This window comes from Providencia rustigianii, assembly GCF_900637755.1.
GTDB classification, from domain to species: domain Bacteria; phylum Pseudomonadota; class Gammaproteobacteria; order Enterobacterales; family Enterobacteriaceae; genus Providencia; species Providencia rustigianii.
This window is the reverse complement of sequence record NZ_LR134396.1, coordinates 250,365-264,642: the sequence shown is the minus strand read 5'-3', so window position 1 is coordinate 264,642 and position 14,278 is coordinate 250,365. Positions and strand designations below refer to the sequence as shown.

The 14,278-nt window shown below is 41.6% G+C and carries 12 protein-coding genes; 7 read left to right on the top strand and 5 right to left on the bottom strand.

The window, feature by feature from the left end:
• Nucleotides 1-64 precede the first annotated feature (64 nt).
• From pstS to greB, 4 genes are all read right to left on the bottom strand, one after another.
• Complete coding sequence (gene pstS / locus EL244_RS01190; protein ID WP_126458194.1) at nucleotides 65-1,108, bottom strand: phosphate ABC transporter substrate-binding protein PstS; 1,044 nt, start codon at nucleotides 1,106-1,108, stop codon at nucleotides 65-67.
• A 425-nt stretch (nucleotides 1,109-1,533) separates the two neighbouring features.
• Nucleotides 1,534-2,865 carry a two-component system sensor histidine kinase EnvZ gene (gene envZ / locus EL244_RS01185; protein WP_126458191.1) on the bottom strand — a complete coding sequence of 444 codons (1,332 nt, stop codon included), beginning with the start codon at nucleotides 2,863-2,865 and terminating at the stop codon, nucleotides 1,534-1,536.
• Nucleotides 2,862-3,581 (bottom strand): osmolarity response regulator transcription factor OmpR, encoded by a 720-nt coding sequence (ompR, locus tag EL244_RS01180; RefSeq protein ID WP_006813829.1) that lies wholly within the window; start codon nucleotides 3,579-3,581, stop codon nucleotides 2,862-2,864. Before ompR ends, envZ begins: the two co-directional genes overlap by 4 nt.
• A gap of 115 nt (nucleotides 3,582-3,696) precedes the next feature.
• A complete protein-coding gene (greB, locus tag EL244_RS01175) occupies nucleotides 3,697-4,182 on the bottom strand; it encodes a transcription elongation factor GreB (RefSeq protein WP_006813830.1) in 486 nt (161 codons plus the stop codon).
• Nucleotides 4,183-4,344: 162 nt separating this feature from the next.
• Between greB and EL244_RS01170 the strand changes: the two genes are divergently transcribed.
• The 6 genes from EL244_RS01170 (at nucleotide 4,345) to EL244_RS01145 (ending at nucleotide 12,667) form a co-directional block, all read left to right on the top strand.
• Nucleotides 4,345-6,675, top strand: coding sequence for a Tex family protein (locus EL244_RS01170; RefSeq protein ID WP_126458188.1), 2,331 nt, complete (start codon nucleotides 4,345-4,347; stop codon nucleotides 6,673-6,675).
• Nucleotides 6,676-7,125: 450 nt separating this feature from the next.
• Nucleotides 7,126-7,356, top strand: coding sequence for a ferrous iron transporter A (gene feoA / locus EL244_RS01165; RefSeq protein ID WP_006813833.1), 231 nt, complete (start codon nucleotides 7,126-7,128; stop codon nucleotides 7,354-7,356).
• 55 nt (nucleotides 7,357-7,411) lie between these two features.
• Nucleotides 7,412-9,730: a Fe(2+) transporter permease subunit FeoB gene (feoB, locus tag EL244_RS01160; protein WP_126458185.1), complete on the top strand. Its 2,319-nt coding sequence runs from the start codon at nucleotides 7,412-7,414 to the stop codon at nucleotides 9,728-9,730.
• Nucleotides 9,731-9,742: 12 nt separating this feature from the next.
• The gene (locus tag EL244_RS01155; protein WP_006813835.1) at nucleotides 9,743-9,976 is read left to right on the top strand and encodes a FeoC-like transcriptional regulator; all 234 of its coding nucleotides are present in this window, start codon (nucleotides 9,743-9,745) and stop codon (nucleotides 9,974-9,976) included.
• Nucleotides 9,977-10,145: 169 nt separating this feature from the next.
• Nucleotides 10,146-11,348 carry a hypothetical protein gene (locus tag EL244_RS01150; protein WP_126458183.1) on the top strand — a complete coding sequence of 401 codons (1,203 nt, stop codon included), beginning with the start codon at nucleotides 10,146-10,148 and terminating at the stop codon, nucleotides 11,346-11,348.
• 191 nt (nucleotides 11,349-11,539) lie between these two features.
• Complete coding sequence (locus EL244_RS01145; RefSeq protein ID WP_126458180.1) at nucleotides 11,540-12,667, top strand: hypothetical protein; 1,128 nt, start codon at nucleotides 11,540-11,542, stop codon at nucleotides 12,665-12,667.
• Nucleotides 12,668-12,711: 44 nt separating this feature from the next.
• Here EL244_RS01145 and bioH read toward each other — a convergent pair whose 3' ends face one another.
• Nucleotides 12,712-13,491 carry a pimeloyl-ACP methyl ester esterase BioH gene (gene bioH, locus EL244_RS01140; protein ID WP_126458177.1) on the bottom strand — a complete coding sequence of 260 codons (780 nt, stop codon included), beginning with the start codon at nucleotides 13,489-13,491 and terminating at the stop codon, nucleotides 12,712-12,714.
• A 55-nt stretch (nucleotides 13,492-13,546) separates the two neighbouring features.
• Here bioH and EL244_RS01135 point away from each other — a divergent pair, with 55 nt between their 5' ends.
• Nucleotides 13,547-14,230, top strand: coding sequence for a phosphoribosyltransferase family protein (locus tag EL244_RS01135; RefSeq protein WP_126458174.1), 684 nt, complete (start codon nucleotides 13,547-13,549; stop codon nucleotides 14,228-14,230).
• The last annotated feature ends 48 nt before the right edge of the window (nucleotides 14,231-14,278 follow it).

The following is a 14,278-nucleotide window of genomic DNA, read 5'->3' as shown; positions in this document are numbered from 1 at the left end:
CTACGGTGAATAAGCAGATGCTGTTCCTCAACATCCGCTTACCATTTTCCAACCCGAGGCTCACTTAGAACAGTGATTTACCTTGGCTATCTTTAACTTCTGTTTTCCATGCTGCGCGTACTGCGGTCACGACTTCTTGAGGTAAAATTGCATAATCTAATGCTTCTGCTTGTTTACCACCTTTTTCGTAAGCCCAGTTGAAGAAATCAAGAGCTGCTTTACCTTTCACCGCATCCGCTTGTTGCTTATGAACTAAGATGAAAGTGGTTGAAGTAATTGGCCACGCATTCGCACCTTCACGGTTAGTCAGGTCTTGTGCAAAGGATTTTGACCAATCAACTTTTTTCGCTGCTGCGCTGAAGCTTTCACCAGTCGGTGATACTGGCTGGCCATCCGCAGAGATTAGCTTAGTATACGCAAGATTATTTTGTTTTGCGTAAGCATATTCTACGTAACCAATTGAGCCTGGGAGACGCTGAACGAAGGCTGCAACACCATCATTACCTTTACCGCCTACGCTGTTTTTCGGCCAGTTAACTGTGGAACCTGCACCAACATCTGATTTCCAGCTTGAGCTGACTTTCGCTAAGTAGCTAGTGAATACGAACGTAGTACCTGAACCATCTGAACGACGAACAACCGCGATGTTTTGGTCAGGTAATTTAGCATTCGGGTTTAACTTGACGATGGCTGGGTCATTCCATTTTGTGATTTTACCTAGGTAGATATCACCTAAAGTTGCACCATCTAACACCAGTTGGTTCGATTGAATGCCTTTTACATTAACCGCTAAAACCACACCGCCAATTACCGTTGGGAATTGGAACAAACCGTCTTCTTTCAGTTTTTCATCTGTTAATGGCGCATCAGATGCACCGAAGTCGACAGTTTTTGCATTAATTTGTTTTACGCCACCAGAAGAACCGATCCCCTGATAGTTAATTTTGTTGCCTGTTTCTTTTTGATAAGAATCTGCCCACTTAGCATAAACAGGAGCAGGGAATGTCGCGCCAGCTCCGGTCAGGCTGGTGGCAGCAAAAGAAGACATTGCAGTCATAGATATAGTTGCTGCCATTACGCTTGCTAGGGTGGTACGCATCATTTTCATAATCCCTCCGGGGATGTATAGAAACAATCAAGTAGTAAATTAAAGTGTATGTCACGGTAGGGAAAATAGGACAATTTAGTTACGGCAACATGTCACATTTATGACAGTTTTATGACATTTGAGGATTTTATCGACGAAGAGAAAGGAAAACCGAGAAAGAAAAATAATTATTACATTATTTTTCAATCAATTAGAATCGACCATGTGAATATTACAGTTTTAAAAATGACCATGACATATTGTCATAAATGACAAAAAAAATTTTCCTGTTTTTCTATCAGAATACTTTTCTACACAGCATATCTCTAAGTAGTTCGTGTTGCAGCTAGGCGGCAAGCGAGTTAAGCCCTAGGAGCATACACAAGTATGTGACTAGGATTAACGAGCGCAGCCAACAACGCTGCAGCGCGAAATACGACGAGATATCAGTCTTCGCGTTCTTTTAGAGGGAGCAAAGCTCTAATAGCAAACCCGCCACGCTCACTTTTACGGATCTCAATATTCCCCTCGTGAGCATCAATAATTCTACGAATTATCGCCAGCCCCAGCCCTGTCCCGGTATTACTACGGGCTTTTTCCCCTTGAACAAACGGCTGAAAGAGGCGGTGAATATCTTCGTCTTTGATCCCAGCACCATCATCTTCCACTTGGAACCAAACATAATCTTCATTCTTACCACTACTGACTTTAATCCAACCATTTCCGTAGCGGTATGCATTGACGATCATGTTGGTTATCGCGCGTTTAATTGCTAGCGGATTACCATTGAAAATAACAGGGCCCGGCACAAGTTTCGTTTCAATTTCTCCGACTACATTAACTTCTGCCACCACAGCTTCATTGAGGATGGTATTGAGATCACAGAATTCCATATCCATCTCTTGACCTGTTTTTAGGTAAGACATGAACTGACCGATAATCGCATCACATTCTTCAATATCTTTATTGATAGATTCAGCCAGATAGCTATCTTCAGGACTCATCATTTCAGTGGCAAGACGAATTCGTGTTAATGGTGTTCGCAGGTCATGACTCACCCCCGCCATAAGGACGGTACGGTCATTTTCGAGGGTTTTGATACCAGCAGCCATATGGTTAAACGAGCGGATCGCCGCTCGCACCTCTGTCGCCCCTTTTTCCTGCATTGGCGGTAATATATGCCTTTTACCGACTTCGCCAGCATGATATTCCAACTCTAATAAGGGTTTATTTTGATAGCGAATATACAACCAAACCCCTGCAAATATAGTGAGGAAGACGGTGAGAGTATAGCGAAAGACTTGCGAGAATTGATTCTGACCAATTTCAGTAAGCGGGACTCGCACCCAAATATCTGGTGCAAGATAGGAAGTTAACCATAATATCGGATACTCACGCCCAAGTTCAAGATGTACACTGGCCTTGCCGCCTAAGTATTCCGACATATTTTTACTAAGAAAATCATACTCCTTTGCCCAATTCAGCCCTTCATTCATAGCGGCTGAATGTGCATAAAAAGTAATACCTAATTCATTGTAGATTTTCTTACGCAGCGCAGGAGATACCCGCACAGAGGTTCCATCTTGTAGAACCATTTTCTCCGTCATCAATGTACGCACTTCATACGCCAACACTTTATTGAACTGTTGTAAGCTAGGCATAACAACAAAGTTCAAAACGACCATATAGCTGGTCACAAGGCTTGCAAACAGTAATGCTACAAATAAAAATAACGAACGAGAAAATGTACTACGTCGTGAGAACCTCAGTCGCTTCATGCTTTGCTTCCATCAGGAACAAACACGTACCCCAGACCCCAGACCGTTTGAATATAACGAGGATGGGCAGGATCTTCTTCAATCATGCGGCGTAAACGTGAAATTTGAACGTCAATTGATCGTTCCATCGCACTGTATTCACGACCTCTCGCTAAGCTCATCAGTTTGTCTCGAGATAAAGGCTCACGCGGATAAGATACCAAAACTTTTAATACAGCGAACTCACCGCTGGTTAATGGCATATTCTCCTCGCCTTGGAACATCTCACGAGTACCGAGGTTCAGTTTAAATTTACCGAAAGTAATCACGGCATCGTCTTGAGATGGTGCCCCCGGCAATTCATTCGCTTGACGACGTAATACTGCGCGAATACGAGCCAATAATTCACGAGGATTAAATGGCTTAGGAATATAATCATCCGCACCAATTTCCAAACCAACAATACGGTCAACTTCTTCACCTTTTGCCGTGACCATAATGATAGGAATTGGGTTGTTTTGACTACGTAATCGACGACAGATAGATAATCCATCCTCTCCAGGAAGCATTAAATCTAATACGATTAAATGAATAGATTCCCGCGTTAGGATCCTATCCATTTGCTCAGCATTCGCTGCGCTTCTTACCTGAAAACCCTGCTCCGTAAGGTAACGTTCAAGCAGAGCACGTAAACGCATATCATCATCGACAACAAGAATCTTATAACTTTCCTGCATTTGTAGCCCCCAAAGTGTAGATCCTTCGAATTATTTTGCTCATGAAAATAAACAAAAATAATATTTATGCCACTAATTTATCACTAACCTTAGTTTTAATGAATTTTTTTACTCTTTAATTGAATAATGGCTTATAGCTAATTTCTAATACAAAATAGGTTACTTGCCCGCCCGGCGTGCTAACCACAACTTCATCATCAACCCGTTTACCAATCAGCGCGCGGGCTACCGGAGAATCGATTGAAATCCATTGCTTTGCCGGATCGAATTCATCTGCACCAACTAAACGAAAAATTCGGATATTTCCGTTATCGTCTTCAAGTTTAACCCAAGCTCCAAAAAAGACACGCCCCTCCTGACGAGGATCGGGTTCGACTATTCTTAATTGATCTAATCTTTTGGATAAAAAACGGATGCGGCGGTCAATTTCCCGCAATCTTTTTTTACCGTAAATATATTCTGCATTTTCTGACCGATCCCCCTGAGCCGCAGCTTCAGAGACGGATTGAGTCACTCTTGGGCGCTCTTCTTTCCAAAGATATTTGAGTTCTTTATCTAAAGCGTCCCAACCTTCACGGGTAATTAACAGGCTCTTATTCATAACATTAAGGGTATATAAAACGAATGATTATAGGATGTTATAAAAATTTATCTGCGACTTTCCTTGCATTAGACGGAAATTCTGTCTGGAAATTATGCCAACCACCAAGTATAACTGTGCAGTAAATTTTCACCGTTCTTTGAGTAGGTATTTAAACACGACATGAATGAAACTCTAAGCCAAATTATTGCAGCTGAACTGCGAACCCAGCCACAACAGGTACTTTCCGCTATCACATTATTGGATGAAGGTAACACCGTTCCTTTTATTGCCCGTTACCGTAAAGAGGTCACTGGAGGGTTGGATGATACTCAGCTTCGACAGCTAGAGAGCCGTTTAGGGTATTTGAGAGAGTTAAATGACCGTAAGCAAACCATCCTAAAATCCATTGAAGAACAAGGTAAGCTTACCCCGGAACTCACCTCCGCAATCAATACCACACTAAATAAAACTGAACTTGAAGACCTTTACCTCCCTTACAAGCCAAAGCGTCGTACCCGCGGTCAAATTGCAATTGAAGCCGGATTAGAATCTTTAGCTGACACCTTATGGAACGACCCGAGCCAATCTCCTGAAGAATTAGCACAACGCTATATCGATGCAGATAAGGGCGTTGCAGATGTGAAAGCTGCTTTAGATGGCGCTCGTTATATTTTAATGGAGCGTTTTGCCGAAGATGCGGCCTTATTGGCCAAAGTTCGCGATTATATTTGGAAAAATGCCCACATTGTCTCGGTAGTTGCTGATGGTAAACAAACTGAAGGCGTGAAATTTAGCGACTATTTTGATCACCATGAACCTGTTTCTCAAGTTCCTTCTCACCGTGCTTTAGCCATGTTCCGTGGACGCAATGAAGGAATTTTGCAATTGTCACTAAACTGTGACCCACAATTTGAAGAACCGCCAAAAGAGAGTTATTGCGAAGAAATTATTACTCGCCATCTCGATGTACGTTTCAATAATGCGCCAGCAGATCAATGGCGCAAAGCCGTTATCAGCTGGACATGGCGCGTCAAAGTCTTATTGCATCTAGAAACCGAAATCATGAGCACCTTACGTGAGAAAGCGGAAGAGGAAGCCATTAATGTATTCGCACGTAACTTAAGCGACCTGCTCATGGCAGCGCCTGCGGGTATGCGAGCCACAATGGGATTAGATCCTGGCTTACGTACAGGAGTTAAAGTTGCGGTTGTGGACTCCACAAGCAAAGTGATCGCGACCGACACCATTTACCCGCATACTGGGCAGGCAGCAAAAGCCGCCGCTATCGTAGCAGCGTTATGTCAAAAACATAATGTGGAGTTAGTGGCTATCGGTAATGGAACCGCCTCCCGAGAAACCGAACGTTTCTTTGCTGAAGTACAGAAACAGTACCCTGATGTCACTGCCCAAAAAGTGATTGTGAGCGAGGCCGGTGCATCAGTATATTCTGCCTCTGAGCTTGCAGCCCAAGAATTCCCAGACCTAGATGTAACCCTACGTGGCGCAGTCTCTATTGCTCGTCGTTTACAAGATCCCCTTGCGGAGCTGGTAAAAATTGATCCTAAATCTATCGGTGTAGGTCAATATCAACACGACGTTAGCCAAACCCAATTAGCACGTAAGCTCGATGCGGTCGTTGAAGATTGTGTAAACTCCGTCGGCGTTGACCTGAATACTGCTTCTGTTCCATTGCTTACCCGCGTTGCAGGGCTCAGTAAGATGATTGCCCAAAACGTTGTAGACTGGCGTGATGCAAATGGCCAATTTAATAACCGAAAACAGCTATTAAAAGTGCCTCGTTTAGGACCTAAAGCATTTGAACAGTGTGCCGGATTCTTACGTATCTCCAATGGTGATAATCCACTAGATGCCTCGACAGTTCACCCAGAAGCCTATCCTATTGTGGAAAAAATTCTCGAAACTGTACGTCAGCCACTAAAAGAAATTATGGGGAATTCCCAAGTATTAAATGGCTTAAGCCCACGCGAATTTACGACAGAGCAATTTGGTGTTCCAACCGTCACTGACATTATCAAAGAGTTAGAAAAACCAGGACGAGATCCGCGCCCTGAGTTCAAAACAGCGACCTTTGCCGATGGTGTCGAAACCATGAACGACTTAATGCCGGGCATGATCTTAGAAGGAGCGGTCACCAACGTCACTAACTTCGGTGCATTTGTGGATATTGGTGTTCACCAAGATGGACTGGTGCATATCTCTTCTTTATCAAATAGCTACGTTGAAGACCCACACAAAGTGGTCAAGGCGGGTGATATTGTTAAAGTCAAAGTATTGGATGTGGATATTCCACGTAAACGTATCGCTTTAACGATGCGTTTAGATGAACAAGCCGGAGACAGTAATAACGCGCCCCGCAGTTCTGCCCCTGTACAGGATAAAAATGCACGTAAGGCACCAGCACCAAGAGGCAATACGCGCCAAAACACCTCGAATACAGGTAATAGTGCGATGAGTGATGCGCTTGCAGCTGCATTGGGTAAAAAACGTTAATAACCAAAATGCCCTTGCGATTCTTTGCAAGGGCATCCATTAAATCTCACCCGAAAATAATTAATCACATTGACATTAATTTTTTGTATTTAATATTATTCCTAATATTAAATTAGCTAATTCAATTGGCTATCTATTCTTTTGTTTTATTTAATGACTTTAATTAACAATATTAACATTGTCTTTATTGTCTTAAAAACTCCGCAAACCAAATCTATTCTTGATCCACATCATTTAATGATAGCGAAAAAAGAGGCTAAATATACAACATGGTAGATGATTATGATTCTCATTGTTAATTAGATTTATTTTTATTTCCCACGCTATTTCTTTTAAAGATAACCACTTTATAATAATAATTATCAATATTATTCTTAATAACACTATCTATTGATTGAAAATCATAATATTCATTTCAATCAACGGAATAAACAGTAATTGGAAGGTACTATGTCCATACTTCCCCAATGCAGTTACAAAATACTTGGCTTTTCACCAGAGATCAGCCCAGCTTATCGCCAAAAACTCCTCTCTCTTGGCTTGCTGCCAGGTTCGGTATTTAAAGTGGTACGTATCGCCCCATTTGGTGATCCCGTACAAATTGAAACTCACCGAGTGAGCTTAGTATTACGAAAAAAAGATTTAGCGCTCATTAACTTAGATGAAGTGCAAATAAATTAATAATTTATTAGATTTGTTCTGATAAAGATTTTTATTTTTACGACTGGCATACACTATGAAACCATTAACTATCGGCCTTATCGGTAACCCGAACGCAGGTAAAACCACGTTGTTTAACCAGTTAACTGGGTCACGTCAGCGTGTCGGTAACTGGGCAGGGGTCACCGTTGAACGTAAAGTTGGACGATTCCACACTCCTGAACACAAGATTGAACTGGTTGACCTTCCAGGCACTTATTCTCTCACCACGATTTCTGAGCAAACATCTCTTGATGAACAGATTGCTTGCTACTTTATTTTAAGTGGTGAAGCAGACATGTTAATCAACGTGGTTGATGCCTCCAATTTGGAGCGCAACCTGTACCTTACCCTGCAACTTGTTGAGTTAGGGGTTCCCTGCATCGTTGCACTCAATATGCTAGATATCGCTCAAAGCCAGCGTATTGAAATCGATATCAAACAACTTGAGAAACAGCTTGGTTGCCCGGTGATCCCGATGGTATCAACCCGAGCTACAGGTCTTGATCAACTCAAGCAAGCGATTGATAGCCATCCACAAAATAGCCAACAGGCGTTAGTGCAATACCCAGCGGAGCTACTCAAAACTGTAGATGAGCTTTCTGAAAAAATATCAGCTCAACAATTTAGCCTACAACAACGTCGTTGGTTAGCTCTGCAAATTTTAGAAGGGGATATTTACAGCCGTCAGCGTGCTAATGTCTCTGAACAATTACTGGCAGAAACTCGCTCTAACCTCAGAAATGCCTTACAAGAAGAACCTGAATTATTGATTGCTGATGCGCGCTATCAATCCATTGCTAGTATCTGTAATGCCGCAATCAATAATAGTGCCGCCGAACCCAACCGCCTCACTCAAAACCTTGACCGATTTATCCTCAACCGTTGGTTAGGGGTACCGATTTTCTTGTTTGTCATGTATTTAATGTTTGTGTTAGCGATCAATATCGGTGGTGCATTACAGCCCTTCTTTGAAGGCGCCTCTGAAGCTATCTTCATTCATGGAATTCAATGGATTGGAGCAACATCAAACTTCCCTGATTGGCTCACCATATTCCTTGCCCAAGGTGTTGGGGGCGGTATTAATACCGTTCTACCATTGGTGCCACAAATCGGGATGATGTACCTGTTTTTATCCATCTTGGAAGACTCTGGCTATATGGCTCGTGCTGCTTTCGTGATGGATAGGTTAATGCAAGCTCTTGGTTTACCGGGTAAATCATTTGTGCCGTTAATTGTCGGATTCGGTTGTAACGTACCGTCTATTATGGGCGCAAGAACGCTTGATGCGCCTAGAGAAAGGCTAATTACCGTACTGATGGCACCGTTTATGTCTTGTGGTGCTCGTTTGGCTATCTTTGCCGTCTTTGCCGCTGCCTTCTTTGGTAAAAATGGTGCAAGCGTTGTATTTTCCCTCTATTTACTCGGTATTGTAGTTGCCATCCTAACGGGGCTGTTATTGAAACATACCCTGATGCGCGGAGAAGCATCCCCATTCGTTATGGAGCTACCGGTTTATCATGTTCCTCACCTGAAAACATTACTGATCCAAACATGGCAACGTTTGAAAGGCTTCGTACTGCGTGCAGGTAAAGTGATTGTTGTGGCGAGTATTTTTATCGGAGCACTTAATAGCTTTTCTCTTTCCGGTAAGCCCGTTGATAATATTAATGACTCCGCACTAGCCTCCGTGAGTAAGGTCATCACCCCAGTTCTGCAACCTATCGGGGTTCACAGTGATAACTGGCAAGCAACTGTCGGTCTAATTACCGGAGCCATGGCAAAAGAAGTGGTCGTCGGAACCTTGAATACCCTGTACACCGCAGAAGCAATTACCGCAGAACCATTCGATCCTGAAGCGTTTGATTTACTCGATGAGCTTGGATCCGCCGTGACTGACACATGGAATAGCCTGAAAGATACGTTCTCAATCAGTGCACTGTCTAACCCTATTGAAGCCAGTATGGGTGATGCAGAGATGGAATCTGGTTCAATGGGCACCATGGCAGCTAAATTCGGTTCTGATATTAGCGCTTATAGCTACCTGATATTTGTTCTTCTGTACGTGCCTTGCGTATCTGTAATGGGAGCAATTGCACGTGAGACCAATAAAAGCTGGATGACGTTCTCTATTCTTTGGGGACTCAACGTCGCTTATAGCCTTGCTACACTGTTCTACCAAACAGCAACGTTCAGTGAGCACCCACAAAGTAGCTTGATAGCGATAAGTGCCGTACTCCTATTTAATATTGTGTTGATTGCTGTTCTACGCCGTGTGCGCAGCCGCGTTACTCTCAATATTAAATCTAAAACCGTGCAACAATGTTCCGGTTGCTCCAATAATAGTTGTCACTAAGGAATTAACGTGATGGTCAGCTTGCTACAAGTCAGAGATTTAATTGCTTTATATGGGCAAGCTGACATCACGTTATTAAGCACTCAACTCAATGCCCCTGCTCCATTGGTGAATGCCATGGCAGAAAAGCTAGTGAGCATGGGGAAAGTAGAAAAAGTGGACATCAGTGCCTGTTTAACAGGCACTAGCTGCAAAGGATGTCCGGAAATTAATGATTGTTCACACTTCGTATATAAAATTAAATAGCCTTATTTAATTTCCTATTGAGTTAAAGAATCCTGACTAATTTTAATATTCCTCATAAAATTCCTAACCCTCATTAATTCTCATCCTTTTTTAAAAGTATTTTTACTTTCGCTATTTAGAATGGAGGTTACTAAGCATTAACCATTTGATATATATAGAGAGGATGTATATGAGAAATCAATCTTTATCCACATTTAGCCGTTCATTTATTAATCCATTTAAATCTAGACAACCCGCCACCCCTTCAATCCCTCAAACCAATACTAAGCAAAATATTGAAGCAAACTGCCTCTCTCGTAGCCTAGCAAATGTATTTTTAATTAATGATGCATCAAATCATACTATTGATTTTCTAAGAGAAAATCAGAATTTATCCAGTTTACCTTCGTACGATGAAGCCTGCTCAAATCAATTACCTGGGCTGCTGACATACAGTGAAGCAACCCATTTACCTACATATACCGAAGCCAATCGCCCCTATGCGGCTTACGATACAGCAAATAATTTATTACCTTCATACGATGAAACTATCAGTCAATTTTCTACCTTAAAAAATGAATCTCCCGCTTTTTTACACACAATCTCTGCAATTAAAGATCACTATTTATCAATTAAGCATAACCAGCATCTGTTTAAAATAAGTTTACCGGCTAATTTCCACGGTAAAGAGGACGCAATAAAGTCAATCAATAAACACCGGATTGGGGAAGAGAAAAATAAACGCATTATTGACAAGAAAGAACTTCAATTTCAAAAATATAATAAGCAGGTTCATGACCTTGCGATTAAATATTTTAAATACCTGAGTGATGTAAATTATAAAAATACGTTTGAAGGCAGAGATATTTATCAACACCCAGCATTACAAAATTTATCGAATGATTTTGCAGGCAAGTTACAGTCAACACATAAAATCAGTAAAAAAACTACCCAACGCCTGTTAAAAGCGGCTCATGAAACCATTATTAATAATGGATATAACGGCCTTGCACAGCTTATGCAACACCATGGTTTGATCACTGAAACCCAGCAAGCAGGCGTTTATTTGCCGCAAGTCGATACCTTCAACCACATAAAAACAGTCCTCAAGCAACAAAGTGCAGATAATGCTCCCGCGATTTTTCTTCAGTTTATTGTTGGACAAGAAACGTATGCCGCTAGCATTCAATCTCATCGGGGAACTAATCAAAAAGTCTTCAAGCTCGTTAAAGCAGATAATAGTGTTTCAGAATTTAAAGATTTCACCACGTTTATTGAAACATTAGAAACAACCCTCAAAGCCAGTAACCTCAAAAATGGCTTACCGCTGGATCGCGTTATTTTCCAGCAATATCGTCAAAAAAATGAACCAATAAGCCTACTCGACTCTTAATTTTCACCTTCTGCATAAGTCACCCCCAATACGGTGGCTTATGCGCTTTTGAGCATTCCGCAATCTGAAGTTTCTCTGATTTATTATCCTTAAGATGCTTTTTAAGACTCACTTCATTTGAAAGTTCATCATAATGTCACCTCACCTGCCTCGCAATAGCACTCATGCTAACCGTAAGGAGCTTCCCAATAATGTTGATTTCATCAATACCATTCCAACAAAACACATTAATTAACGATACCAACAGTCAAAAATGCATCAAAACTTACTATTCCAACAACCAAATACTTATCGATTCCGCGAAACTTTCTTTATCAAGAGGACTAACCAGTACTTTTCTAATCAATGAGGTCAATAATAAAGGAATTAGTTTTATTAATTTGTTGAATAAAAGCCGCATCCAATCCCATGCCACTCCACAAATAAATGCTCAGATCACAACTCACGAACCTGTTGATAATAAAAGTTTCTGTAAGAAAGTTTTTCGTGAATGCCTAACTGAAGTTCTGCAATTTCAAGATTTTTATATTCCGTTGAAATTTTATAAGCAATATTATGAAATGAGTCGTGAAATCGACTTAAAAGGCAGTAAAAATGTACTCAAAAAAATGACAGAGCATCAACAGCAAGAGGCAAGTAACCCGCTTATTCAATTAAATACAACTCGCCATTTCCAATCGTATAATCAGCAAGTGCATGAGCTTGCACGGAACTATTACCAAGGAATTAGTGATGGTGCTTATAAGTACACAAAAGAAGGGGATAAATTCCGTCATGACCAAGAGTTTAAAGCACTAGAAAATGATTTTACTGACAATTCCAAACTTAAAGAATTGGTGGAGCACCCCACTAACGAATTAGCAAATCGTTTTCTCATTGCCGCTCATGCTGAAATGCGCAACAAGGAGTTTGGTAATTTTGATCATCTGTTGACGTTACATGGCTTAATCAACCAATCAGATATAAATGCTTCTTATTTACCTCGAAAAAAAACCGTGACACAGCTTAATTCTGACTTACAGCAATATCGGCAACCCTCAAATTCGTCAGCCATATATCTACAACTTTTATTTTCCAACGACACACTAGCCGCTAGCATCCAACCTAATTCGTCAGGGTCTGGGATGAGTTATAAAATTTTTGATACCCATAAAGAGCTTCAACAATTTGATGATTTCGATGGTTTTATGCAAAGCCTAGAAACCAAAATTGCTCAATATAATCATAAAAATAATCTACCGAGCAGTTTGGTTTATGTGAAAGCATTTCATCCTCAAGTCAACGAAGATACCTTAGTGGGCTCCTACCTGACGTTATAGCCAACCCAATCCCCATTAACTAAAAATCAATTAAATGAGCGAGCTTATGGCTTATCTAATTGATTTGAAAACTCAATTAAGTATTTAGAAAACTCATCAGGATGGGAAATAAAGGGAGCATGGGCGCTTTGGCGTATCATGACTGATTTGGAATCTGGATACATTTCATCCAATATCCCAACAATTTTACGCGGAACTAAACCATCTAAATAGCCATATATACGCAAGAACGGTATCGCTAGGTTTTTCAGCTCTTCACGTAAATCTTCTGTACGCAAAGACTCCAATCCTGCATTGAGCACATCAACCGTGGGTATGGGTTGTGCTAATACGACGGATTTCAAAGTACGAGCATCATCACGGGCACTCTCTGTACCTAGGGTTTGTAACGCTAAAAAACGTTCTACAGTACGTTGAAAATCCGCAGAAAGTTGCTTTTCAAAATTTAAAAGTACATCAGGTTTTATACCCGCCCAATTATCTTCAGCCCCAAAGCATGGGGAAGATGCCACCGTGATAAGACCTTTTACTTCCTTAGAATGGTCAAGAGCAATACGACTAGCAACCAGTCCCCCCAACGACCACCCTAACCAAATTGCATTTTTAGGTGCCTGCGCCCATAAAGTTTCTGCCATTGACTGAATATTCATGGGGCTAAAATTTTGGCTGCGCCCATATCCCGGTAAATCAACGAGATGAATGCGAAATTGTGAGGCGATTCGCGGAATGAGTGTTTGCCACACTTGTGCATTCAGTCCCCATCCGTGCAGTAACACAAGATCTTGCTTTCCGTCACCTACCGTCTGCCAATATAACTGCGCCATGATTACACTCTCTTGCTATAGCTTTTATTGTAATTTCTCAATTGAGGATGAACCTATGCTAACAATGGAAGGGGGCTGTTGGCTATGCCATCAATCACTAAAATTACCCCATCAGGGCATTTGTAGTTTTTGTCTCAAAAGCTTACCGATGATGCCTCGCTGTTGCTTACAATGTGGCTTACCTAGCGAACAGCCTCATATTCCTTGTGGTCGATGCTTAAGACATCCCCCCGCTTGGCAACGATTAATTGCTGTTAGCCCCTATCAAGCACCACTACGCAAGCTCATCCACCATTATAAATTTCATCGGCAACCTCAGTTGGCCTCTGCATTGACTCGAATCTTTCTGTTGTTTTGGCAGATGGGCTACCGTCAGCAACGCTGGAATAAACCCGATTTATTGATGACGATCCCCGCTCACCCGCGTCGACGTTGGCGTCGAGGCTTCGACCACATGGAACTCATTGGCGATAGATTAGCCAGATGGCTAAATATTGGCTATTCGCAAAATTCATTACTGCGCACTCGTGATACACTGGCACAAGTTTCCTTAGCACGTCATCAACGCCACAAAAACCTAAATCAGGCATTTACCCTTGAAACTTCTGTTTCTGGGCTACACATAGCTATTATTGATGATGTTATTACAACAGGCGCCACAATGAATGCCGCTGCACAATTGTTGATTTGTGCGGGAGCGCATACTGTTGATGCATGGTCACTGTGTCGCACCTTGTAGGATAGGTGTAAATGGGCGTATTATAACCAACTAAAGCAGTCAACTATT

Coding starts and splice junctions, on each gene's coding strand:
- pstS (WP_126458194.1), bottom strand. CDS start 1,108: ATGAAAATGATGCGTACCACCCTAGCAAGCGTAATGGCAGCAACTATA.
- envZ (WP_126458191.1), bottom strand. CDS start 2,865: ATGAAGCGACTGAGGTTCTCACGACGTAGTACATTTTCTCGTTCGTTA.
- ompR (WP_006813829.1), bottom strand. CDS start 3,581: ATGCAGGAAAGTTATAAGATTCTTGTTGTCGATGATGATATGCGTTTA.
- greB (WP_006813830.1), bottom strand. CDS start 4,182: ATGAATAAGAGCCTGTTAATTACCCGTGAAGGTTGGGACGCTTTAGAT.
- EL244_RS01170 (WP_126458188.1), top strand. CDS start 4,345: ATGAATGAAACTCTAAGCCAAATTATTGCAGCTGAACTGCGAACCCAG.
- feoA (WP_006813833.1), top strand. CDS start 7,126: ATGTCCATACTTCCCCAATGCAGTTACAAAATACTTGGCTTTTCACCA.
- feoB (WP_126458185.1), top strand. CDS start 7,412: ATGAAACCATTAACTATCGGCCTTATCGGTAACCCGAACGCAGGTAAA.
- EL244_RS01155 (WP_006813835.1), top strand. CDS start 9,743: ATGGTCAGCTTGCTACAAGTCAGAGATTTAATTGCTTTATATGGGCAA.
- EL244_RS01150 (WP_126458183.1), top strand. CDS start 10,146: ATGAGAAATCAATCTTTATCCACATTTAGCCGTTCATTTATTAATCCA.
- EL244_RS01145 (WP_126458180.1), top strand. CDS start 11,540: ATGTTGATTTCATCAATACCATTCCAACAAAACACATTAATTAACGAT.
- bioH (WP_126458177.1), bottom strand. CDS start 13,491: ATGGCGCAGTTATATTGGCAGACGGTAGGTGACGGAAAGCAAGATCTT.
- EL244_RS01135 (WP_126458174.1), top strand. CDS start 13,547: ATGCTAACAATGGAAGGGGGCTGTTGGCTATGCCATCAATCACTAAAA.